The following is a 24086-nucleotide window of genomic DNA, read 5'->3' as shown; positions in this document are numbered from 1 at the left end:
GCCGTGCCCGCGTGGCGGGTGCGGGGAGGGGCGGGGGCTTGGGAGGCTCGGAAAGCGAGGTTGCCCGAGGCTGGAGTTGTCATGACATCGCATGAGCTGATCCCCGAGTCACGGCACCGTCAGCTCGACGAGGGCGCCGACCGGTCCTGGGCCGGGCGGCGCGGCGGCAGGCGGGCGCGGGAGGCCGCGATCGTGGGCGGGCCCGCCCTCGTCGCGATGTACATGGGCTACCGGCAGCGCTGGGTCGGCGACGACGGCCTGATCTACTCCCGGACCGTCCGCCAACTGCTGGCCGGCCACGGCCCCGTCTTCAACCTCGGCGAGCGCGCCGAGGCGTCCACCGGGACACTGTGGCAGTGGCTGATCGCGGGCGCCGCCTACCTCTGCGGCCGTGACCCGTCGGTGGTCGCCGTCACCCTCGGCATCCTGCTCACCGGTGCCGGCTACATCGCGGTCATGGCCGCGGCCCGCTCAGCGGTACGCCCGCTGAGCGCCGCCCCCCTGCTGCCGCTGGGCATACTGATCCTGCTCCCGGTCAAGGCCGACTGGGACTACGCCAGTTCCGGCCTGGAGAACGGTCTCTCCACCGGCTGGATCGGCTGCTCCTGGTGGCTGCTGGTCCGCGCCCGGCCCCCGGCGGCCGGCTCGGCCCGCTCCCGTCGACCCGGCGGTTACGCCGCCGCCTTCGTCATCGGGCTCGGACCGCTCGTGCGGCCCGACCTCGCACTGGTCGGCGCGGTGTTCCTGGGCGCCCTGTGGTGGCTGCTGCGCCCGCCTCCCGGGCGGACCCTGCTGATGCTCGGCGCGGCGGCCGGACTGCCCGCCGCCTACGAGGTCTTCCGGGCCGGCTACTACGGAGTCCTGGTCCCGCTCCCCGCGCTCACCAAGGAGGCCTCGCAGGCGGTGTGGTCGCGCGGCTTCGCGTACTTCGGCAATTTCGCCGGACCCTACTGGCTGTGGGTGCCCCTGACGCTGCTCGCGGCGCTGGCCGTCCTCGTACCGCGCCGGACGGCGCTGCGCCCGGAACTGCTGGCACCGCCGGTCGCGGGGCTGCTCTCCTGGCTCTATGTGTGCCGGGTCGGCGGCGATTTCATGCACGGCCGGCTGCTGGTGCCCGGCCTGCTGCTGCTGGTGATGCCGCTGTGCGCCGTACCGCTGTCCCGGCCGGTGATCGCCGTGGCCGGGGCGCTGGCGGCGTGGGCGGTGTGCTGCGCGCTGCTGTGGCGGCCGGTGGCGTCGAGCGGGAATCCGTATCTGATCCTCGACGAACAGCGCGACTACGTCGGCTACACCGGCGACCCGCACCCGATCACCGAGGCGACCCACGGCCGGCGGCGCAAACCGCTGCGTCCGGCCCTGCGGGCGGCCGAGGAGGCGGGCCGGCCGGTTCTGCTGATGCAGATCCCGGGCGGCAGGAACGGTTTCGCGTCCCTGCCGCTCGCCCACCGCTTCGGCGCCCGCACGGCGGCCTCCTACGACCTGCTCGGCTACAACGGCGTCGTGACGCCGCTGGCGGACGCCTCCGTGGACCCGCTGGGCCTGGCCTACCCGCTGGCCGCGCACCAGGCCCGCACCGCACGGCGGACCGCCGGCCGCTCCGGGCACGAGAAGCCGCTGGACCCGGCCTGGATCATCGCCGACTACACCGACCCCGGCGCCGCCCTGCCGCCCGGTCTCGACCCGGCCCGGGTACGAGCGGCCCGCCACGCGCTGACCTGCGGCCCGCTCGCCGAACTCCAGTCCTCCGTCCGCGCACCCCTCACGCCCTCCCGCTTCCTGCGCAACGCCCTGGGCGCCTGGACCCGCACCGTGTTCCGCTACCCCGACGACCCGGTCGAGGCGGAGCGCACCTTGTGCCGGAGGTGAGCGCGGGCCGGCTGGCTCCTAGCGGTGGGTGCGCAGCAGCGTCCGGAAGGTCCGCATCGCCACCGACAGGCTGGCCAGGTCGAACTCCTCCGCCCCCTGGATCTCCTCCAGTGTCGTGCGGGCCCGGCCGATCAGGCCGGAGTTCTGGTCCTCCCACGCCTTGTAGCGGTCCTCCGGTCGGGCCGAGTCCTGGCCCGCGGCCAGCACGTCCGCGGTGAGCGCCGCGTGCGCCGCGAACAGATCCTCGCGGATGGCCGCCCGCGCCATCGACTGCCAGCGGTCGGCCCTCGGCAGCAGGATGATCCGGTCCAGCAACTGGGTGATCCCCAGCCGGTCGGCGAGGTCGAAGTAGACCTCGGCCACCTCCAGCGGTTCCTTGCCGCTCCGGTCGGCGACCCCCACGATGTCCAGCGTGGGGAAGGCCGAGGAGAATCCGGCGACCTTGTCGGCCAGTTCCTCCGGCACCCCGGCGCCGGTCAGCTCGTCGTGCAGGGTCTGATACCAGTCCAGGTCGGCGCCCCGCAGCAGCTTCGGCAACTGCGCCCAGACGGTGTGCACCCTTTCGGTGAAGAACTCGATGGTCTCGGCGATCTGCAGCGGCTGGATCCGGTTGTTCAGCAGCCAGCGCGTGCCGCGTTCCACCAGCCGCCGCGAGTGCAGCCTGATCCGGGTCTGCACGGCCGCGGGCACCACATTGTCGAGCGACTCCACCTCGTCCCAGATCTGCCCGAGGCCGAAGATCGTGCGGGCCGCGACATGCGCCCTGACGATCTCGTCGGTCGTCGCGCCGATCTCCTCCCTGAAGCGGTGCAGGAAGGTGGTCCCGCCGGAGTTCACCGTGTCGTTGACCAGCACCGTGGTGACGATCTCGCGGTGCAGCGCGTGGCCGTCGATCTGCTGCTCGAACCGCTCCCGCAGCGGCACCGGGAAGTAGGCGTGCAGCAGGGACCGCAGATACGGGTCGTCCGGCAGATCGGTGTGGATCAGCTCGTCGGCAGCGGTGATCTTGGCGTAGGCGAGGATCACCGCCAGCTCCGGCTGGGTCAGCCCCTGGCCGGCCGCCAGCCGCTCGCGGATCTGCCGGTCGGTGGGCAGGAACTCCAGTGCCCGGTCCAGGTGCCCGTCGCGCACCAGCCGGCGGATGAACCGCTGATGGGCGTGGAGCAGGCTGCTGCTCTGCGCCATGCCGTTGGCCAGCGCGACATTCTGCGCGTAGTTGTTGCGCAGCACGAGATCGCCGACCTCATGGGTCATCTCGGCCAGCAGGTTGTTGCGCTGCTTGACGGTCAGATCGCCCTCGGCGACCACGCTGTTCAGCAGGATCTTGATGTTGACCTCGTGGTCGGAGGCGTCCACCCCGGCGCTGTTGTCGATCGCGTCGGTGATGATCCGGCCGCCCGAACCATCGGGGCCGCCCGAGCGGGCGAACTCGATCCGGCCGAGCTGGGTGAAGCCCAGGTTGCCGCCCTCGCCGACCGCCTTGACCCGCAGTTCGGAGCCGTCGATCCGGATCGCGTCGTTGGCCTTGTCGCCGACGTCGGCGTGCGTCTCGGTGGAGGCCTTGACGTAGGTGCCGATACCGCCGTTCCACAGCAGGTCCACCGGCGCCTGGAGGATCGCCCGCATCAGCTCGGCGGGGGTGATCTTCAGTGCGGACGTCTCCAGGCCGAGGGACTTGCGGACGTTCGCGCTCAGTGGGATCGCCTTGGCCGTCCGCGGGTACACGCCGCCGCCGGACGAGATCAGTGAGGTGTCGTAGTCGGCCCAGGAGGAGCGCGGCAGCTCGAACAACCGGCGCCGCTCGGCGTACGAGACGGCCGCGTCCGGGTTGGGGTCGAGGAAGATGTGGCGGTGGTCGAAGGCGGCGACCAGCCTGATGTGCTCGGACAGCAGCATGCCGTTGCCGAACACGTCCCCGGACATGTCGCCGATCCCGACGACGGTGAAGTCCTCTTCCTGGGTGTTGTGGCCCGTCTCTCTGAAGTGCCGTTTCACCGACTCCCAGGCACCGCTGGAGGTGATGGCCATCTTCTTGTGGTCGTAGCCGACCGAACCGCCCGACGCGAAGGCGTCACCGAGCCAGAAGCCGTAGCCGACCGCGACCTCGTTGGCGATGTCGGAGAAGGCCGCAGTGCCCTTGTCCGCGGCCACCACCAGATAGGTGTCGTCCCCGTCGTGCCGCACCACGTTCTGCGGCGGGACCACCTCGCCGGCCACCAGATTGTCGGTGATGTCGAGCAGACCGGAGATGAAGGTCTTGTACGAGGCGATGCCCTCGGCCATCCAGGCGTCGCGGTCGACGGCCGGGTCGGGTAGCCGCTTGCCGACGAAGCCGCCCTTGGCGCCGACCGGGACGATGACGGTGTTCTTCACCATCTGCGCCTTGACCAGGCCGAGCACTTCGGTGCGGAAGTCCTCGCGGCGGTCGGACCAGCGCAGCCCGCCCCGGGCGACCTTGCCGAAGCGCAGGTGGACGCCCTCCACCCGGGGTGAGTAGACCCAGATCTCGAACGCGGGCCGGGGCGCGGGCAGATCGGGGATGGCCCGCGGGTCGAACTTCATCGACAGATAGGCGTGCGGCCCGCCCTTGGAGTCCCGCTGGAAGAAGTTGGTGCGCAGCGTGGCCTTGATGAGGGTGAGGAAGGCCCGCAGGATGCGGTCCTCGTCCAGGCTGGCCACCTGGTCGAGGGCGAAGTCCAGCTCTTCCAGGATGCCTTCGGTCAGTTCGCTGCCGGCCCGCTGGTGGTCGGGCGACAGCCGGGCCTGGAAGAGGTTGGTCAGCAGCCGGGTGGTGTGGACGTTGTTGCGGAGGGTGTCCTCCATGTAGTCCTGGCTGAAGGTCGAACCCGCCTGCCGCAGATACTTGGCGTAGGCCCGCAGCACCAGGGCCTCCCGCCAGTCGAGGCCGGCCCGCAGCACCAGCGAGTTGAAGCCGTCGTTCTCCGCCCGGCCGGTCCAGGTGGCGGAGAACGCCTGCTGGAACCGCTCACGCGCGTCGTCCCCGAGGTCGCCCAGCGACGGGTCCAGGCGCAGGCCGAAGTCGTAGATCCAGGTGCGGGAGCTCTCGGCGCGGCGCAGCAGCTCGTAGGGCCGCTCGTCCACGACCTCGACGCCCAGCCGCTGGAGCACCGGCAGTACCGCGGACAGCGAGACGGGCGCACCGGTGCGGTAGATCTTGAAGCGCCGGTCCTCGGGAACGGCGCCCACCGGCTCGTACAGGCTCAGTGTGAAGTCGTCCTCGCCCAGGCTCTCGATGTGCTGGAGGTCGGCGACCGCGGCGCGCGGGGTGAAGTCGGCCCGGTAGCCGTCGGGGAACGCCTGTCCGTACCGGCGGAGCAGCTCGGCGGCCCGCTCCTCACCGCATTCGGCGGTGAGCGCCTCGGCGAAGCCGTCCGCCCACGAACGGGTGGCCTCCGACAGCCGGTTCTCGATCCGCTCCACGTCCGTGTCGCCCAGCTGCCGCAGCGGGGTGCCGGGGTCCACCCGGATCACGAAGTGCAGCCGGGACAGCACCGACTCGGTGTTCCAGGCGGTGAAGTCGGCGCTGCGCCCGCCCAGTTCCTCCTGGAGGATGTGGGTCAGCCGCAGCCGTACCGCCGTGGTGTAGCGGTCCCGGGGCAGATACACCAGCGCGGAGTAGTAGCGGCCGTACTCGTCCTGCCGCAGGAACAGGCGGAGTTTGCGGCGCTCCTGGAGGTACAGCACGCTGGTGACGATGGACCGCAGTTCGTCGGCGGGCGTCTGGAACAGCTCGTCGCGCGGGAAGGTCTCCAGGATCTGCAGCAGGTCGCGCCCGTCATGGCTGTCCGGGGTGAAGCCAGCGCCCTCCAGCACCTCGTCGACCTTGCGGCGGATCACCGGGACGCGGCGGATCGACTCGGTGTAGGCGGCCGAGGAGAACAGGCCGAGGAAGCGGCACTCCCCGGTCACATTGCCCTCGGCGTCGAACCGCTTGACGCCCACGTAGTCCAGGTACGACGGGCGGTGCACGGTCGAGCGGCTGTTGGCCTTGGTGAGGATCAGCAGCCGGGGCTCGCGGGCCTTGGCCCGCGCGTCGGCCGACAGCCGGTTGAAGGACGGCGAGTCGGGGTGGCCGGGGTGCCCGGGATGGGTGCTGTCCGCGTGCGGGTGCACCGGGTCGGAGCGCAGGATGCCCAGGCCGGTGCCGGGGATGGCGTGGAGCACGTCCCCGTCCTCGCCGTCCGGGCCCGGCTCGGTGGTCAGCGCGTACTCGCGGTAGCCGAGGAAGGTGAAGTGGTCCTCGCAGAGCCAGCGCATCAGCTCCACCGCCTCACCGGACTCCGGCTCGGGCAGCGGCGCGGGGGCGGTGGCGAGTTCGTCCGCGATGGTCTTCGCGGCCTGTCGCATCTTCGTCCAGTCCTCGACGGACTCGCGGACGTCGGAGAGCACTTGGCGGAGATCGGCGGCGATCTCCTTGAGGTCGGCCCGGTCGGTCTCGCGGTCGATCTCGACGTGGATCCAGGACTCCAGGAGCACGTCGTGCGCGGACAGCTCGTCCTCGGGGCCGCTGGGGGCGCCGATCACCTCCAGGAGCTTGCCGGTGATGTCCCGGCGGACCTGGAACTGCGGGTGGAACACGACGTGGATGGCCCGGTTGGCCTGGTTGAGCGCGCTGGTCACCGAGTCGACGAGGAAGGGCATGTCGTCGGTGACGACCTCGACCACGGTGTGGCTGCTCTGCCACCCGTTCTCCTCGACGGTGGGGGTGTGCACCCGGACGTTCGCGGTGCCCTGCGGGCGTACCTCCGCGAGGCGGTAGTGCGAGAGCGCGGCACCGAAGACATCGACCGGGTCGCGGTCCATCAGGTCTTCGGGAGCGCTGTGCAGGTAGTAGCGCTGGAGAAACGCGGTCAGCGTCTCTGCGTCGAGGCCCTGGCCGGATACCGCTCCCGCCGGGCTGTTGTCACCGACCCTGGCTGCCCGTTCCAGCAGCTCGGCCTTGGCTTCGTCCAGCTTGGTCTGCATGTTCTCTGACTCCTGTCGCGCGCCGTTGCGTGACGTCGGGTGATGGCACGCCGTCCCGCGACGCGGGGTTGCTGCTGCGGGACGACGTCATGCCGGAAAGGGGGTCGTCGTGCGCACAAGCACGGATCGGTCCCGGGTGCACGGATCAACGATGATCACGGCGCCAAGGCTATCGCTCCGGCTGGGGTGCCTGTATGCGCCGCCTTCGTACAAATGCATCGCACACCTTTGGCCGGATTGGCCACAATCCGCACTTCGCCCCAGGTCAGCGGGCTATCTCCTCGGCCAGCCCGACGGCTTCGGCCAAGGTGTCCACCACCGGCACCCCGGCCGACTCCAGGCTGCGGCGGCTGCCCGAGCCACCGGTGTAGAGGACCGCGTAGGCGCCGACGTGGGCGGCCGCCGCGGCGTCGTCCAGCGCGTCGCCGATCACCACCACCCGGCCGCCGTCCAGCCCGTCGAGCGAGGCGAGATGACGGGCCATCTGGGCGGCCTTGCCCTCGGTGGACGGACCGGTGCGGCCGTCCACCCGGAGGAAGTGCCCTTCGATGCCGTGCGATGTGACCAGCGGCAGCAGCCGGTCGTGCGGCGCGAGCGAGCACAGCGACTGGGTCAGACCGGCCGCCTGGCGGGCGGTGAGCAGTTCCAGGGCGCCGTCGGCCAGACCGCACGCCTGGGCCAGGGCCCAGTAGTGGCGGTGGAAGGTGGCGTCCATGACCTCCCACTCCGCACTGGTGGGCAGCCGGCCGATGAGCCGCTCGTAGAAGAGGGGCACCGGCACGCAGTACAACTCGCGATAGCGGTCGAGAGTGATCGGTGGCAGGCCGAGTTCGGCGAAGGAGGCGTTGGTGGCCCCGATCACCGCGTCCATGTCGTGGAACAGGGTGCCGTTCCAGTCCCACACGAGATGCGCGTTCACAGGGGAAAATCTACCCGCGCGCCGCGACAGCCCGTTTCATGCCTGTGGATAACTCACGTCGGCCGGGCGAACTCCGGCCGTGCGAAGACCCCGTGCGGATCGGGGCGGCGCGGCCGGGCCCGCTTCGCCTCAGCCGATCAGATGGGGGATCTCCTGCGTGGCGTACCAGAGCAGTTCGTGGTCCTCGGCCCCGTCGACCGTGAACCGCGCGTCGTCGTCCCCGGTGTCGGCGGCGCCGACCGCGTCCGCCGCCGCGCGGACGTCCCGCTCCGCCCCGGCCGCGTCCAGGTGCACCGCCGCGGCCTTCGTCAGCGGCACCGCCCGGGCCAGCCGCACCTCGCCGAGGGTGCCGGGGTCCAGGCCGCGGTCGGGGTCGTGGCGCACCTCGCCGTCGCCGACGTCCAGGGCCACCACCACCCGCTTGCGCGGCACGTCCGGATGCGCCGCCAGCAGCCGCAGCGACGCCTGGGCCGCCCGCGTCAACGCCGCGTACTCCAGTTCCTCGATGTCGTCCGAGACGTACCACTCGCGCAGGCCGGGTGTCACCGCGAAGGCGTCCAGCGGCGCGGGCCCGATCTCGCCCGCCTTGTATGCCTCGGCGAGCCCGGCGAGCGTGGTGGGGATGTAGACGCGCATGGCGTGAAGCATACGTGCGCCACCATCCGGATAGGTGAATCTCAGGCGGCCTCCCGGCGGCTCCCCGAGAGCTTGCCCGCGACTGCCGCGACCCCCTACAACCGGCCCTACCAACCGGTAACGATCTTGGGAGTCGTCGATGCGCAGCCCCGCCCCGCCCCCGTCCGTGCCGTCCCCGGCCCCCGCCGCCGCGCGCCGGGCGGGCAGCGCCGCCCCGCCCGGACGCCGCGACTCCCGCCGCCCCACGGGCCGCCCGAACGGCGCCGTACGCCCGGCCGCCGCTCCGGCCCAGGCCCCCGCCCTGCGTCCGCTGCCGCCCCACGTCTGGTTCGCCGGCCGCCTGCTGGACGTCCTGACCGGGCGCCAGCCGCTGACCTGTCTGGCCGGGCGGGTGCGCGACGAGGCGTACCAGCGGCTGTGGGAGCGGCACGCGGCCCGCGCCGACTGGCGCGGCCGCGCCCGGGGCCGTACCCCTTACGTGTACCGCTGCCGGATCTTCCGTACCACCGACGGAGCCCTCGAAGTGGCCGCGGTGGTCGCCCTGGACCAGGACGTCTTCCGCGCCCTGGCCTTCCGCCTCGAACCCGGCGACGACGAGTCGGGCCCCGGCTACGGACCCGCCCGCTGGCGCTGCACCGCGGTGGCCGCGCGGTGAGCCCGCGCCCGGCGAGCGGCCGCCGCGGCAGGACCGGAGACGTAGCCGGACCCGGAGACGGCTCGGGGCCGGACCTGATCGGTCCGGCCCCGAGCCGGTGGACTTCCCTGTACCGCGCCCTGCTCCGCGCGCCCTACTTCTTGCGGCGACGCCCGCCCTTGGCGGCCCGGCGGCGCTCCGCGCGCGTCGTACCGCTCTCCTCGTCATCGGCGGAGGCGCCGCCGTCCACCGCCGCGCCGGCGAAGTCGCCCTCGACGACGCCGCCCTCGCCGTCCACCGAAGGAGCGGAGAAGTGCAGCCGGTCGGCCCGCTTGGGAGCCTCCAGGCCCTTGGCACGGATCTCCGGACGGATCTCCTTGACCAGCGACGGCGCCGCGTCCTCGACCTCGGCGTCCGTCACCGGGACCTCCTCGACCTGCTGCTCGACCTGGACCTCCAGGTTGAACAGATAGCCGACGGACTCCTCCTTGATGCCGTCCATCATGGCGGTGAACATGTCGAAGCCCTCACGCTGGTACTCCACCAGCGGGTCGCGCTGCGCCATGGCGCGCAGACCGATGCCCTCCTGGAGGTAGTCCATCTCGTAGAGGTGCTCGCGCCACTTGCGGTCCAGCACCGAGAGCACCACGCGCCGCTCCAGCTCGCGCATGATCTCCTCGCCGAGCTGCTTCTCGCGCTCGGCGTACTGCTCGTGGATGTCGTCCTTGACCGACTCGGCGATGAACTCGGCGGTGATACCGGCCCGGTCGCCGGCCGCCTCCTCCAGCTCCTCGATGGTGGCCTTGGCCGGGTAGAGCTGCTTGAAGGCGCCCCACAGCCGGTCCAGGTCCCAGTCCTCGGCGAAGCCGTCGCGGGTCTCGGCGTCGATGTACGCGTCGATGGTGTCGTCCATGAAGTGCTGCACCTGCTCGTGCAGGTCCTCGCCCTCCAGGACGCGGCGGCGCTCGCCGTAGATGACCTCGCGCTGCCGGTTGAGCACCTCGTCGTACTTCAGGACGTTCTTGCGGATCTCGAAGTTCTGCTGCTCCACCTGCGACTGGGCGGAGGCGATGGCGCGGGTGACCATCTTGTTCTCGATCGGCACGTCGTCCGGCACGTTCGCCATGGACATCACGCGCTCGACCATCTGCGCCTTGAACAGCCGCATCAGGTCGTCGCCCAGCGAGAGGTAGAAGCGGGACTCGCCCGGGTCCCCCTGCCGGCCGCTGCGGCCGCGCAGCTGGTTGTCGATCCGGCGCGACTCGTGGCGCTCGGTGCCCAGCACATACAGGCCGCCGAGCTCCTTGACCTCTTCGAACTCGGCCTTGACGGCCGCCTCCGCGCGCTCCAGCGCGTCCGGCAGCGCCGAGGCCCACTCCTCGACATGCTCGACCGGGTCGAGGCCGCGCTGCCGCAGCTCCGCCTCGGCGAGGTCGTCGGGGTTGCCGCCGAGCTTGATGTCGGTACCGCGCCCGGCCATGTTGGTGGCGACGGTGACGGCGCCCTTGCGGCCCGCCTGAGCGACGATGGACGCCTCACGGTCGTGCTGCTTGGCGTTCAGCACCTCGTGCGGGACACCGCGCTTGGACAGCTGCGCCGAGAGGTATTCCGACTTCTCCACCGAGACGGTGCCGACCAGGACCGGCTGGCCCTTCTCGTGCTTCTCCACGATGTCCTCGACCACGGCCGCGAACTTCGCCTCTTCGGTGCGGTAGATCAGGTCCGGCTTGTCGAGGCGCTGCATCGGGCGGTTGGTGGGGATCGGTACCACGCCGAGCTTGTAGATCTGGTGGAATTCGGCGGCCTCGGTCATGGCCGTACCGGTCATACCGCACAGCTTGTCGTACAGACGGAAGAAGTTCTGCAGGGTGATGGTGGCAAGGGTCTGGTTCTCGTCCTTGATGTCCACCTCTTCCTTCGCCTCGATCGCCTGGTGCATGCCCTCGTTGTAGCGGCGGCCGGCCAGGATACGGCCGGTGTGCTCGTCGACGATCATGACTTCGCCGTCCATGACGACGTAGTCCTTGTCGTTCTTGTAGAGCTCCTTGGCCTTGATGGCGTTGTTCAGATAACCGACGAGCGGGGTGTTCACCGACTCGTAGAGGTTGTCGATGCCCAGCCAGTCCTCGACCTTGGCGACACCCGACTCGTGGATGGCGACGGTGCGCTTCTTCTCGTCCACGTCGTAGTCGCCGGTCTCCTCCTTGCCGAGGCTGCTCGCCTCGCCGCGGGTGAGCCGCTTCACCAGGCGGGCGAAGTCGCTGTACCACTTGGTGGCCTGGTCCGCCGGACCGGAGATGATCAGCGGGGTACGGGCCTCGTCCACCAGGATGGAGTCGACCTCGTCCACGATCGCGAAATTGTGACCGCGCTGGACCAGCTCCTCCTTCGACCACGCCATGTTGTCGCGCAGGTAGTCGAAGCCGAACTCGTTGTTGGTGCCGTAGGTGATGTCACAGGCGTACTGCTCACGGCGCTCGGCGGGCGTCATGTTCGCCAGGATGCAGCCGACCTCCAGGCCGAGGAATTTGTGCACCCGGCCCATCCACTCCGAGTCGCGCTCGGCGAGGTAGTCGTTGACGGTGATGAGGTGGACGCCCTTGTTGGAAATCGCGTTCAGATAAGCGGGCAGGGTCCCGACCAGGGTCTTTCCCTCGCCGGTGCGCATCTCGGCGACATAGCCGAGGTGCAGCGCCGCGCCGCCCATGATCTGCACGTCGTAGTGACGCTGTCCCAGCACGCGCTTGGCCGCCTCACGGACGGTGGCGAACGCCTCGGGGAGCAGGTCGTCGAGCGACTCGCCCCCTTCGTAGCGCTCTTTGTACTCGTCGGTGAGGGCCCTCAGCTCGGCATCGGAGAGGTTGATGAAGTCCTCTTCGATGGAATTGACCTGGTCCGCGATGCGGTGCAGCTTGCGCAGGATCTTGCCTTCACCTGCACGCATGATCTTGCTGATGACGGACACGTAGGCTGGCTCCTTGCCGGTCGGGCCTGGCGCGGCTCCCGCGCTGGCACAGCGGGGGGTTCTCGACTGTCTCGGACGGTGTTCGGACGGTCTCGGCCCAGCTGCAACGGCCATGGTAAGCGAGGAGACCAGGGGGCCGGGAGGCCCGGTAGAGGCAAAACGCTTTTCCAGCACCCTCGGGGCTCGGTGATACTCGGCCGCAGGTCCCTCGGCCTCTTACCGGAAGGTGCGATTCAGCATGGAACCGATCACCCTCACCACCGACCGTCTCCTGCTGCGCCCGCTGGAGCCCGCCGACGCCCAGGCCGTGTACGCGGCCTGCCAGGACCCGGAGATCCCGCGCTGGACGAGCGTCCCCTCACCGTACGCCCTGGCGAACGCGACCGACTTCATCGGCCGGATCTGCGTGGAAGGCTGGCGGGACGACACGCTCTTCAACTTCGGCGTCTTCACCCGGGCCACCGGGGACCTGGTGGGCTCGATGGGTCTGCTCCGGCTCGGGCGGCTGCCCGCCCCGGACCACCAGGCGGAACTGGGCTACTGGACGGCCGAGGAGCAGCGCGGCAAGGGGTACACCGTGGAGGCGGCGCGTGCCGCCTGCGACTGGGCCTTCGAAACGCTCGCCGTGGAGCGGATCGAGTGGTACGCCGAGGCCGGCAACGAAGGCTCGCGCGCGGTCGCGCTGAGGCTGGGCTTTGTGATGGAGGGCACCATCCGGGCAAAGATCATCAAAGAGGGCACCCGGCGGGACGCCTGGAGCGGGTCACTGCTGCCGTCGGACTGGGGCCGCCCGACCGCGTCGGCCTACCTGCCGTACGGGAGGTAGCCGGAGATGGGCGGGAAGTCCTCCTGCCGACGGACATCAGCGCAGGTCAGGGCGTTTGTCAGTGGCCGGCTCTAGGCTTCCGCCATGACGCTCCTCCCGCCGCCCCAGCTCACCTTGTCCGCCGACGAGGCCCGCAGGATCGCCCTGCGCGCCCAGGGCTTCCTCGGCGCCCCCGACCGGCGGGCCGGCACGCGGGGAGTCCTGCGGTCGCTGGGCGCGGTGCAGCTGGACACGATCTCGGTGCTGGCCAGGTCGCACGAGCTGATCCCGTACGCACGGCTCGGCGCGGTGGGCCGCGAGGCGGTGGAGCAGGCGTACTGGACGGACCATCACGCTTTCGAGTACTGGTCGCACGCCGCCTGCGTCCTGCCCATCGAGGAGTGGCCGCACTTCGCCTTCCGCCGCCGCGCCATGCGCGCCCGCGGGCACCGCTGGCACCTGCTGGCGGACGCCGAGCGCTCCCTCGCCGCCGTCCTGGACCAGCTGAAGGCCGAGGGCCCGCTGAACTCCACCCAGCTCGGCGGCGCCAAGAACGGCGGCCTGTGGTGGGACTGGTCCGAGACGAAGATCGCGGTGGAATGGCTGCTGGACACCGGCCAGGTGGTCTGCACCCAGCGGCGCGGCTGGAAGCGGATCTACGACCTGGCCGAGCGTGCCGTCCCCGGCGCGCTGCTGCACGACGACCTGGACGACACGGAGTGCGCGCGCCGACTGGTCACCCTGGCGGGAGCGGCGCTGGGCGTCGCCACCCGCTCCGACCTCGCGGACTACCACCGGCTCAAGGGTGAGCAGGTCACTGCGGTGATCGGGGACACCGGGCTGGTGCCGGTCGAGGTCGAGGGCTGGGGCAAGCCCGCCTGGGCCGATCCGGCGGCGCTGGCCGTCGAACCGCGCGGCCGGCACCGCACGACGCTGCTGTCCCCGTTCGACTCGCTGATCTGGGACCGGCCGCGCACCGAGCGGATCTTCGGTTTCACCCACCGGCTGGAGGCCTACACCCCCAAGCCCAGGCGGGTGCACGGCTATTTCGCGATGCCGCTGCTGGCGGGCGGAAAACTGGTGGGCCGGGTGGATCCGGCCCGTGAGGGCAAAACGCTGGTGGCCCGCCAGGTGTCCCTGAACGGCCCGAAGGCGGTGCAGCCCGCGGCCGACGCCATCGCGGAGGCGGCCGGCTGGGTCGGCTGCGTGGAGGCCCGGGTGGAAAGAGTGCTGCCGGAGACCCTCCGCGCCCCGCTGGTCGAGGCGGTCCGGGGCGCCCACGGCCCCCACTGACCGGCCCGGATCGGCCCGTCCGCCCCGGCGCCCGTCCGGCCCAGCAGGGTGGCTGGGCCCGGTCGGCTCTCCCGTCGGCGGTGCCCCGGCTAGCGGATCTCCAGGATCTTCTCCCGCATCGCGTAGACCACCGCTTCCATCCGGGAGTGCAGCTGCAACTTCTCCAGGATGTTGCGCACGTGGTTCTTCACGGTGTTCTCACTGATGAACAGCTGTTTGGCGATGTCCCGGTTGTTCAGCCCGGTCGCCACCAGCTTGAGCACTTCCAGCTCACGGTCGGTGAGCTTGGGTGCGGGCACCAGTCGTCGCTCGTCGGTGCGCTGGATCATCGACTTGAACTCGGTGAGCAGCTTCGACGCCATCGACGGGCTGATCTGCGACTGCCCGTCGGCGACGGCACGGATCGCGGTCGCCACCTCGTCGGTGGAGATCTCCTTGAGCAGATAGCCGGTCGCCCCGGCCTTGATCGCCTCGTAGAGGTCGGCTTCCTCGTCGCTTATGGTCAGCATGATGATCTTGGCGCTGGGCGCGACCTCCTTGATCGACGTGCACGCCTCGATGCCGCCGCGCCGCGGCATCCGCACATCCATCAGCACGATGTCCGGCAGCAGGTCGGCGGCCTTCTCCACGGCCTCCGCACCGTCCCCGGCCTCACCGATGACCTGGATGTCCTCCTCCTGCGCGAGGACGATCTCCAAGCCCCGCCGGAACAACGCGTGATCATCCACGACCAGCACCCGGATGGGTTCGGCGCGGGCCGGACTCACCGCCGGCGCTTCATAGGGGACCGGGCCGCGCGTACCGGGAGCCCCATGGTCGAAATCCGGCATCAGATCCTCCCCCTCAGACCAGAATTGGGCATTGGTCCAGCATTTCACGTCCCCCGCGCGGTGGTGCCCCCAGGACGAACCCGGGGGCACCCAACTGCCGCTTGTCTGCCGGTCTCAGGCCCCGTGACGCAGCATGGCGCCCGCGTCGGCCGGAACCCCTGCTCCTGCCTGATCCTCATTCAGATGGATGACGCCGTAGTCGTAGCCCTGCCGGCGGTAGACCACGCTCGGCTGCTTGGTCTCGCTGTCGACGAACAGATAGAAGTCGTGCCCGACCAATTCCATCTCGTACAGCGCCTGGTCCAACCCCATCGGTGTGGCGGGATGCGTCTTCTCCCGGACCACCAGCGGTCCCTCACCGCGCACTTCGAGCGAACCGAACCTGCTGGCCGGCACCCCGTCGGTGACGTGGTCGGCGGCGAACTCCCCGTCGCCGTTGATCGACGCCGTCCCCGGCACGATCGTGGCGACGTCCGAGGCCGGCGTCCGGCCGTTGCCCCGTCGGGTGTGGCGCTTGCTCGCGGCCTTGCGCAGCCGCGCCTCCAGCTTCGTGACGGCCGCGTCCAGAGCCGCGTACGGATCCGCCGCCGCTGCTTCGGCGCGGATCACGGGGCCACGCGTGTTGAGCGTGATCTCCACCCGGTCGGAATGCTCCGCCTGCCGGGGGTTGAGCTCCTTGGACACCTCGACGTCGAGGCTGATCACCTTGCCGTCGAGCTTCTGGATCTTGTCCAGTTTCTCGGCCACATGCCTCCGGAACCTTTCCGGCACCTCGGTCTTGTGGCCTTTGACGACGATGTCCACGCAGAACTCCGTTCCGGACCACCCACTGATCAGGGGCGATCCCTTTCCTGAGGCCGGAACGGATGCCAGACCCGTCCGGCGCTGCGTCGGCTGCTGCTCCGCCGCCCCGGACCCCGGGACGTGAAGCCGCGGCTTTCACCTCCTTCTGCCCCGAAGGGAAGATCGACACCAGAAATGGTCCACTTCCCTCTCCTTCGAACATAGACCCGAAGTACGCAACTCGGCATCCCCGGCGCCGCCGCTCCTCCATTCGAATGAATCCCGCCGCGCCAGGCCCTTACCCGCCGTCGAGACGCCCCTCCTGACGCCCCTCCGGATCGCGCGGCCCGGCCACCACCGCCGCGCCCACGACCCGGCCGCCGGCCGCCGCCACCGCCCCGGCCGCCAAGGTCAGGGAGGCTCCGGTGGTCATCAGGTCGTCCACCAGCACCACCGGCGCGACCCCCAGCAGCGGCAGCCTGCCACCGCCCGCGGCCACCGCGCCGGACAGGTTCGCCAGCCGCTCGGCCGCAGCCAGCCCGGACTGGTCGGCGACCGGCCGCAGCTGCCGCAGCACCGCCACCGCCCTGGCCGGCACCCCTTGCCCGCGCAGCGCCCGGGCCGCCGCCCGGGTCATCCGAGCGGTGGCGTCATGCCCGCGCTGAGCCACCGCCCGCCGCGCCGAAGGCACCGGCACCAGCAGCACCGGCCCGGCGGCGTACACCCGCCGTACCGCCCCGGCCAGCGCCCCACCCAGCGGCCCGGCCAGGCCCAGCGCACCCCGTTCCTTGTGCGCCAGGACCACCGCCCGCACCTCGTCACCGTAAAGGGCGGCGGCGTAGACCGGCGGCAGCCCGGGCGGCTCCGGGGACGGCCACACCCGCCGCGCCGAGGCCGCCCCGCCCAGCAGCCCCGTACACCGCCCGCACAACTCCGTCCGCGGCAGCCCGCACCCCGCGCAGTCCACCGGGAGTACCAGCCCGGTGATCTCCTGCCACCAGCCCCGCATGCCTCTACTGTGCGGGGCCGCCAGGTCCCGCCACCAGTCACTCTTTCGGGGGTTGTGGACAACGCGGACCGGTCGGGCGCCGGCTCCGGCTCACCCCGGGTAGACCGGCCCGGTCCCCGCCGGGGAGACCCGCTGCCAGTGGGCATCGGCGGGGAGCACGTAGACATCGGCGTTGTAGGACATCAGCAGCGGCTTGCTCTGGTCCTCGGACGCCGCCACCGATGTCGCCTCGTTTATCCCCTGGACGGTGGGCGCCGTCGAGCCGTCGGTGTTCAGATACTGGATCTGCTGCACCTCACCCGACTCCGTACCCAGCACCACCAGCTGGCTGCTTCCGGCCCACGACACCGAAGCGACGTTCTCGTCGGGAGGGCTGAGGGTCTGCAAGCCGGTCACCGAGAAGGCGTCCGGATGCTGTGCGGTGCCCCGCTGGATCCTGCCGAGCCGCAAGCTCACCGACGTGCCCTGCCGCACCACCAGAGCGATCCGCACTCCGTCCGAGGAGACCCGCAGCGATTCCACCCGCCCGTCCAGGCCCGGCACCGGCACCTCGATCGGCGGGCCGCTCCCGTCCCGCAGCATCAGCAGTCTGGGGGCCTTCGGATCACGGTCGGCCACCCACAGGTCCCCGAGCCCGTCCCAGCTCGGAGCGCTGAGTCCGTCCTTCTTGGGGTTCGCCGCGGTGCTTTTCAGCACCGGCTGGGCGAAGGGCCCATTGCCGAGCAGCGGGCCGACGACCAGGTCGCGGCCATTGGTACGCACCCCGGCCGCCTCCTCCTCGTCGAACCGCACCGCGACAGAGCCCAGATCGGCCTTCGCCGTCCCGAAGGGCCCGGAAACCGGCGTCGCCGCCGTGCTGTCCCGGCCCAGCGTCAGCAGACGATGGCCCTGTGTCCCGATGTAGTAGGGCTGCGAGGTCGTCCCGGCCAGACTCTCCGGACCGTAGGACAGCGCCTGCGTGCCCGGCACGCTGCACACCGCGGCGCCGTCCGCCCGGTCCACCTCGGCGGAGGCCAGCTTCGCCGTCGCCTGGGCCTGTGCGGTGGTGAAGAGCTGCGCGGCCAGCTGCACACAGCTGAGCGGGTTCAGCCGGTCCGCGCTGCGGTTGTCGAGCCGGACCCGCAAGTGCTGCGAGTCATCGAGATCGACGCCGCCGTCAGGGGCTTTGCCGTCGAGCCGGGTGCCGGCCGGGGCCGCGCTGTAGGCCACCGGTGACAGCCAGTCCGTCGGGCCGCTGAGCAGCGCCGAGACCGCCGACACCAGGGGATTGCTCTCCTGGCTGCGCAAGTACACCGGGTCGGCCACCAGCCGCTGCTTGCCGCCGTCACGCTGTGCGTCCGCCCCGAGCTTGGCGAAGTAGTACAGATCCGCGGACTGGTAGAGCTGCTGGAACTCCGTCTCGGAGAGGATCAGGCCGTCCTGGAGCCCGTCGATCCGCCATCCGTCCTTCTCTTTGACCAGGTGGAAGGGCACCTGAAAGTCACCCTGCTGCGGCTGGTAGGCGTGCTTGTCGTCCACCACGGCCGTCTTGACGGCGGACAGATTGACGGTCCGGGCGTTCTTGCCGCCCGTCCCGCCGTCCTCCGTCACCTGGAAATCGCTGGAGGAGTACACCGTGATCCCCGTCAGCGGCTTCCACTTCGCGGCCACGCTCTTGGTCAGGAACTTCTTGGCGGTCGCGAAGTCCGTCTCACTGCCGGTCGTGGCCTGCAGGAATCCGTTGACGATCTCCGCCGGGTTCTCGTCCGCGGTCGGGGCCAGCGGAAAGAACCGCACCTGCGGGTCGGCGTCCGCGCCCTGCCCGTCGTCGACCTTGCGCACCTCACCGCTGCTGGGCATCGAAGCGCATCCGGCCAGCAGCAGCAGCGACGCGCACAACGGCAGCGCACCCAACCGCAGCAGCCGCCCCCGGCTTCCCTTCGCACGCATCACGCGTCGCCTTCCCTGGCCGTATCCCTGCGCTCCACCACCCGCGCCCCGCTGCCCGGCAGCGCCGCCGGGTCGGCGGCCGGCGGCCTCGGCAGGGCGTTGGGCACCGGCGGCATCCCCGGTATCTGCGGCGGCTGCCCGGAATCGCGCCCCCACCCCCGGTCGGCCGTCGTACCCGTACGCGGCACCGGTACGGACGCGGGCGCGGCGGCCCGGGCCGGCAGGCCCGAGGAAAGCAGCCCGCGATTGCGCCGCGAGTCGTCCGGCTCCAGCGGCAGCGGCGAACCCCGCAGACTGTCGCCCGCGGTCCGGGGCAGCGTCACCCGGAACTGCGACCCGCCGCCCGGCTCGCCCCACGCCTGCAGCCACCCGCCGTGCAGCCGGGCGTCCTCCACGGCGATGGACAGGCCGAGGCCGGTACCACCGGTGGTGCGGGCCCGCGCCGGATCGGCCCGCCAGAACCGGTTGAACACCCGGGTCGCCTCGCCCGGCTTCAGCCCGACACCGTAATCCCGCACCGCGATCGCCACCGCGCCGTCCGCGGTCGCCAGCCGTACCAGCACGTCCTGGCCCTCGCCGTACTCGATGGCGTTGACCACCAGATTGCGCAGCACGCGCTCTATTCGGCGCGGGTCCGCCTCGGCTATCACCGGCTGCGCGTCACCCCGTATCACCACCCGGCTGCCCTTGCGCTCGGCGAGCGGCTCCGCCGCGTCCACCACCCGGCGGACCACCTCGCGCAGATCTATCGGCTCCGCGGACAGCTCGGCGGCGCCCGCGTCGAACCTGCTGATCTCCAGCAGGTCGGACAGCAGCGACTCGAAACGGTCCAGCTGGTTCTGCAGCAGTTCGGCGGACCTGGCCGTCGCCGGATCGAAGTCGGTGCGCGCGTCATGGATGACGTCCGCCGCCATCCGTACCGTCGTCAGCGGTGTCCTCAGCTCGTGCGAGACATCGGAGACGAAGCGGCGCTGCATGCGCGACAGGTCCTCCAGCTGCTGGATCTTGCTCTGCAGGGTCTGTGCCATCTTGTTGAAGGACTCACCGAGTCTGGCGATGTCGTCCTCGCCCGTGACCTGCATCCGCTCCTGCAATCGGCCGGCCGCCAGCCGTTCGGCGATCCCGGCCGCCATCCGCACCGGCGTCACCACCTGCCGCGTCACCAGCCAGGCGATCGCGCCGAGCAGCACGACCACGAAGATCCCCGCGGTGGCCAGCGTGCCCTTGACCAGGCCGAGGGTCTTCGCCTCCTGGTCGAACGGGAACAGGTAGTACAGCTCGTACGAATTCCCGTCGATGTCCGTCAGCCGCTTGCCGACGGCGAGGGCCGGCTGCGGCGGATTGCCGTCACTGGTTCTGGCCAGGGTGTACTGCTCGACGGCGCCCGAGTGCTTCTCCACCGCGGCGCGCAGCGAAGCGGGGATGCTCGCGTCGGGCAGGATGCTGCCGGAGCCGTGCGACCCGTGCGTATTGACACTGGCCTGGCCGAAGGACTCGTCACTGCCGGCACCGGGGCTCAGCGTGACGATCCAGTAGAGGCCCTTGCCGCCGCTGGCGAACTGCTGCACGAGATTGGTGAGCCAGTCCCCCGCGTGGACCGCGCCCTGGGTGGCGCCGGGGCCCGAGGTGCCCTGCGACCGGCTGCCCGTCGAGGCCATGTCCTGCGCGATGTGGAATCCGCCGGTGGCCTGATTCTCGGCGGCCTTCTCCTTGGCGTCGAGCAGTCCGTTCTTGACCTGCCCGATCACCACGAAGCCGAGCAGCAGCACCACGCCGACCGACATCAGCAGCGTGAAGGCGACCACCCGGAGCTGGATGTTGCGCCGCCACAGCCGCGCCACCGGCTGGAGCGGACGCCGTGCCCAGCGCACGAACGAACGGATCACCGGCAGCAGGCCCCGCAAGGGCTCGGCCAGCCGGTTCTCCAACCGCTCACGCTCGTGCGACACGCTCATCTCAGCCCGGTCCCGCCTTGTACCCGACACCGCGGACCGTCACAACGATCTCCGGACGCTCCGGGTCCTGCTCCACCTTCGAGCGCAGCCGCTGAACATGCACATTCACCAGCCGGGTGTCGGCGGCGTGCCGGTAACCCCAGACCTGCTCCAGCAACACCTCCCGGGTGAACACCTGCCACGGCTTGCGTGCCAGCGCCACCAGTAGGTCGAACTCCAAAGGCGTCAGCGCGATCGGCTGCCCGCCGCGCTTCACCGAGTGGCCGGCCACGTCGATCACCAGATCACCGATCGCCAGCTGCTCGGGCGTCGGCTCCTCCGCCCGGCGCAACCGCGCCCGGACCCGCGCGACCAGCTCCTTCGGCTTGAACGGCTTGATGACGTAGTCGTCCGCCCCCGATTCGAGGCCGACCACCACATCCACCGTGTCGCTCTTCGCCGTGAGCATCACAATCGGCACCCCGGACTCCGCCCGGATCTGCCGACACACATCAATGCCGTCCCGTCCCGGCAGCATCAGGTCCAGGAGCACCAGATCAGGCTTGGTCTCCCGGAAAGCAGCCAGCGCCTTGTCACCGTCGGCGCAGAACGACGGCTCAAAACCTTCTCCGCGCAGCACGATGCCAAGCATCTCTGACAGCGCGGTGTCGTCGTCGACGACCAGGACACGTCCCTTCATACCGACCATCATCCCATTTGCATATCGGTTAACGTGACCACCGGTGATGTAGGTCACGGGCCTGGGTCTATGTCCGTGGTTGTCCACGGTTGTCCAGCGGGATCTGCCGCCGTTGCTGTCAGGCGTGGATGTCACGCTTTCGGAGGGCTGCTACCGAGATCATGTGGCCAGTATGGACCGGGCCCGGTGAAGGCGCGGCCCGGACCGGACCACGGCCGTCAGCCGCAGACAGCCGCCAGCCCCCCGGCCGTGACCGGCGAGACCACCCCGTTCTCCGTCACGATCGCCGTGATCAGATCCGGCGGAGTCACATCGAAGGCCGGGTTGTACGCCTGCGTACCCAGCGGCGACGGTGCGAGGTCCGTCACCTCGCTGCCCGAACGCTGCTCCACCTCGATCGAAGCACCGTCCGGGGTTGTCAGGTCCACCGTAGTCGTCGGCGCCACCACGATGAACGGCACGTGGTGATGGCGGGCGAGCACCGCCAGCGGATAGGTGCCCACCTTGTTCGCCGTCGCGCCGTCCGCGGCGATCCGGTCCGCCCCCACCAGCACCGCGTCCACTTCGCCGGCGCTGAACAGCGACCCGGCCGCGTTGTCGGCGAGCAGCGTGTACGGCATCCCCGCCCGGGCCGCTTCGTACGCCGTCAGCCGGGCGCCCTGGAGCAGCGGCCTCGTCTCGTCCACCCACAGCCGCCGCAGCTCGCCGGACCGGTGCGCGGCCAGGACGACCGCGAACGCCGTCCCCTCGCCGCCCGACACCAGGGCGCCCGTGTTGCAATGCGTGAGGATCCGGTATCCACCGCCGGTCACCAGTTCCGCCAGCAGGTGACCGCCGTGTTCGGCCATCGCCCTGCTCGCCGCCGCGTCCTCGACATGGACCGCCCGCGCCTCCGTGAGCGCCGCGGACGCGGCCTGCTCCGGGGCCGCCTGACGGTAGGCCCTCAACGCGCGCCGAACTCCGTACTCCAAGTTGACGGCCGTCGGCCGGGCGTGCGCGAGCAGATCCGCGGCCTCCTCGACGTCATAGCCGCGCGCGGCCGCCAGCGCGATCCCGTAGGCCCCGGCCAGCCCGAGCAACGGCGCACCCCGCACCGCCAGCGACCGTATCGCCCCCACCAGCGCCTGTACGTCCGTACACACCAGCTCGACCTCCTCATGGGGAAGCCTGGTCTGGTCGAGAAGGACCAGCACCGGGCCCTCAGGAGGCTCCTCCCAACGCAGCGCCGGGATGATGCCGTGCTCAGGTCGCGTGAAGTGGTCACCCATTGTTCCAGTCTGCCCTGCGAACCGGCTTCGGCGGCAGCCCATGACACGATGGGCGGCCAGTAGAGCAGCGCGCACAACGAAGGGGCAGCCTCCGATGACCAACGCTCCGGGCTCCGAATCGCCCGGATCCTCCTCCGACTCCCCCGAGCCGGAAGACGGCCAGAGCCCCGCATCCGCCATCCCGGAGCCCGCCGGCCCACCGGCCGCGACCGCCGGTCCGCCCCGCTGGGCACCGCAGCAGCCACCGCCGGTGAGCGGTTGGGCCAACTGGACCCCGCCCCCCGGAGCGCAGCAGCCGCAGGACGGCCCACCGCGCTGGGGCCAGGGCTGGGGAGCGACGCCACCGGGAGGTGGCTGGCAGCAGGGCCCCTGGATCCCGGCCCAGGCGCCCAAGCCCGGTGTCATTCCGCTACGACCCCTCCGGATGGGGGACATGCTGGAGGGCGCCTTCACCACGCTGAAACTGCAGTGGCGGGCGGTCCTCACGGTCACCTTCGCGATTGCCCTGGTCACGGTGAGTGTCTCGGTCGTCGTCCAGGGACTGTTCGTCGGCGACACCCACCTCAAGAGCCTCCAGGACGACCCCGACCCGAGTGTGGGCGAGATCCTGCACAGCTTCAGCGGCACCTTCGTGAGCCTGGGCCTCATGTCCCTGGTCACCATCATCGGTACGGTCTTCGCCACCGGCCTGCTCGGGCTGGTGACCAGCCGCACCGTCCTGGGACGTGCCGTCAGGTCGAGGGACCTGTGGCGCGACGCCCGACCACGACTGGGCCAACTGCTGGGTCTGACCCTGCTGATCGCGGTGATGCTCTACGGAGTGATCCTCGTGGGCGTACTTCCGGGGGCACTCATCGCCCTGGCCGGCGGGGAGAACGGCGGAGCCGCCCTCGGGTCGCTCGGCTTCTTCGGCGGCTCGATCGTCGCCATCTGGCTCTGGGTCCAATGGAGCCTCGCGGGACCGGCCCTGACGCTGGAAAAGCAGGGCGCCATCGCAGCGCTGAGGCGTTCTTCGAAGCTCGTACGCGGGGAGTGGTGGCGGGTCCTCGGCGTCCAGTTCGTCGGCCTGCTCATCGCGGGCGTCATCAGCACGCTCATTGAAATCCCGTTCATCGCGATCGGTTCACTCGTGGCCGACGACGGTTCCAGTTCCCTGTTCGGCTCCGACAGCAATCTGAGCTGGACGTACCTCGTCATCAGCGGCGTCGGCCAGCTTCTCGCCTCCACTGTCACGCTGCCGATCAGCGCCGGGGTGACGACGCTCCTGTACATGGACCAGCGCATTCGCCGTGAATCCCTGGACATCGAGCTGGTACGGGCAGCCGCGGCGCCGGCGAGCGCGGACAACAAGGTGTGAGCGGGACGCGGTAAGGGCGGTAAGGCAAGAGCGGGACAGGCCAGAGAGCGCAGGGCAGGGAGCGGGTGAACGCAGAAAAGCCCCTGCCCCGAGTCGGAGACTCGGGGCAGGGGCTGAATAATTGTTCGGCGGTGTCCTACTCTCCCACAGGGTCCCCCCTGCAGTACCATCG

Annotated in this window: 16 protein-coding genes; 5 read left to right on the top strand and 11 right to left on the bottom strand. The window is 70.7% G+C overall.

Going from position 1 to position 24086, the window contains the following annotated elements; translation table 11 throughout:
• Positions 1-81: 81 nt before the first annotated feature.
• Positions 82-1866 carry a hypothetical protein gene (locus ACFO3J_RS33600; RefSeq protein WP_386437887.1) on the top strand — a complete coding sequence of 595 codons (1785 nt, stop codon included), beginning with the start codon at positions 82-84 and terminating at the stop codon, positions 1864-1866.
• 18 nt (positions 1867-1884) lie between these two features.
• Here the strand turns inward: ACFO3J_RS33600 and ACFO3J_RS33595 are convergent, their stop codons facing one another.
• The 3 genes from ACFO3J_RS33595 to ACFO3J_RS33585 form a co-directional block, all read right to left on the bottom strand.
• Positions 1885-6852, bottom strand: a complete 4968-nt coding sequence (locus tag ACFO3J_RS33595; protein WP_386437884.1) for an NAD-glutamate dehydrogenase — start codon at positions 6850-6852, stop codon at positions 1885-1887.
• Positions 6853-7117: 265 nt separating this feature from the next.
• Positions 7118-7771 carry an HAD family hydrolase gene (locus tag ACFO3J_RS33590; protein ID WP_386437881.1) on the bottom strand — a complete coding sequence of 218 codons (654 nt, stop codon included), beginning with the start codon at positions 7769-7771 and terminating at the stop codon, positions 7118-7120.
• Between the two features lie 129 nt (positions 7772-7900).
• Positions 7901-8407, bottom strand: a complete 507-nt coding sequence (locus ACFO3J_RS33585) for a DUF6912 family protein (RefSeq protein WP_386437878.1) — start codon at positions 8405-8407, stop codon at positions 7901-7903.
• Between the two features lie 139 nt (positions 8408-8546).
• Between ACFO3J_RS33585 and ACFO3J_RS33580 the strand changes: the two genes are divergently transcribed.
• Positions 8547-9062 (top strand): Rv3235 family protein, encoded by a 516-nt coding sequence (locus tag ACFO3J_RS33580; protein WP_386437876.1) that lies wholly within the window; start codon positions 8547-8549, stop codon positions 9060-9062.
• A 133-nt stretch (positions 9063-9195) separates the two neighbouring features.
• Here the strand turns inward: ACFO3J_RS33580 and secA are convergent, their stop codons facing one another.
• Complete coding sequence (gene secA / locus ACFO3J_RS33575) at positions 9196-12006, bottom strand: preprotein translocase subunit SecA (protein ID WP_386437873.1); 2811 nt, start codon at positions 12004-12006, stop codon at positions 9196-9198.
• A 238-nt stretch (positions 12007-12244) separates the two neighbouring features.
• Here secA and ACFO3J_RS33570 point away from each other — a divergent pair, with 238 nt between their 5' ends.
• Complete coding sequence (locus tag ACFO3J_RS33570) at positions 12245-12832, top strand: GNAT family N-acetyltransferase (protein WP_386437870.1); 588 nt, start codon at positions 12245-12247, stop codon at positions 12830-12832.
• A gap of 84 nt (positions 12833-12916) precedes the next feature.
• Positions 12917-14104 (top strand): winged helix-turn-helix domain-containing protein, encoded by a 1188-nt coding sequence (locus ACFO3J_RS33565; protein WP_386437867.1) that lies wholly within the window; start codon positions 12917-12919, stop codon positions 14102-14104.
• A gap of 89 nt (positions 14105-14193) precedes the next feature.
• On the opposite strand, the gene ACFO3J_RS33560 is transcribed toward ACFO3J_RS33565, so the two are convergent.
• The 7 genes from ACFO3J_RS33560 to mtnA form a co-directional block, all read right to left on the bottom strand.
• Complete coding sequence (locus ACFO3J_RS33560) at positions 14194-14934, bottom strand: response regulator (protein ID WP_386437864.1); 741 nt, start codon at positions 14932-14934, stop codon at positions 14194-14196.
• A 114-nt stretch (positions 14935-15048) separates the two neighbouring features.
• Complete coding sequence (hpf, locus tag ACFO3J_RS33555) at positions 15049-15738, bottom strand: ribosome hibernation-promoting factor, HPF/YfiA family (RefSeq protein ID WP_386437861.1); 690 nt, start codon at positions 15736-15738, stop codon at positions 15049-15051.
• A gap of 277 nt (positions 15739-16015) precedes the next feature.
• Positions 16016-16726: a ComF family protein gene (locus ACFO3J_RS33550; protein WP_386437858.1), complete on the bottom strand. Its 711-nt coding sequence runs from the start codon at positions 16724-16726 to the stop codon at positions 16016-16018.
• 90 nt (positions 16727-16816) lie between these two features.
• Positions 16817-18655 carry an LpqB family beta-propeller domain-containing protein gene (locus tag ACFO3J_RS33545; protein ID WP_386437855.1) on the bottom strand — a complete coding sequence of 613 codons (1839 nt, stop codon included), beginning with the start codon at positions 18653-18655 and terminating at the stop codon, positions 16817-16819.
• Positions 18655-20610: an MtrAB system histidine kinase MtrB gene (mtrB, locus tag ACFO3J_RS33540; RefSeq protein WP_386437852.1), complete on the bottom strand. Its 1956-nt coding sequence runs from the start codon at positions 20608-20610 to the stop codon at positions 18655-18657. The genes ACFO3J_RS33545 and mtrB overlap by 1 nt, the downstream gene beginning before the upstream one ends.
• A gap of 1 nt (position 20611) precedes the next feature.
• The gene (mtrA, locus tag ACFO3J_RS33535) at positions 20612-21301 is read right to left on the bottom strand and encodes an MtrAB system response regulator MtrA (RefSeq protein WP_386438387.1); all 690 of its coding nucleotides are present in this window, start codon (positions 21299-21301) and stop codon (positions 20612-20614) included.
• A gap of 206 nt (positions 21302-21507) precedes the next feature.
• Entirely contained in the window at positions 21508-22557 is a 1050-nt protein-coding gene (gene mtnA / locus ACFO3J_RS33530; protein WP_386437849.1) for an S-methyl-5-thioribose-1-phosphate isomerase, read from the bottom strand.
• A gap of 94 nt (positions 22558-22651) precedes the next feature.
• Between mtnA and ACFO3J_RS33525 the strand changes: the two genes are divergently transcribed.
• Complete coding sequence (locus tag ACFO3J_RS33525) at positions 22652-23914, top strand: hypothetical protein (protein ID WP_386437846.1); 1263 nt, start codon at positions 22652-22654, stop codon at positions 23912-23914.
• The last annotated feature ends 172 nt before the right edge of the window (positions 23915-24086 follow it).

The sequence above is a fragment of the Streptomyces polygonati genome (genome assembly GCF_042650325.1).
Taxonomy (GTDB): Bacteria; Actinomycetota; Actinomycetes; order Streptomycetales; family Streptomycetaceae; genus Actinacidiphila; species Actinacidiphila polygonati.
Note: the sequence above shows the minus strand (reverse complement) of the source record. Positions and strands in the feature narration are given on the sequence as shown.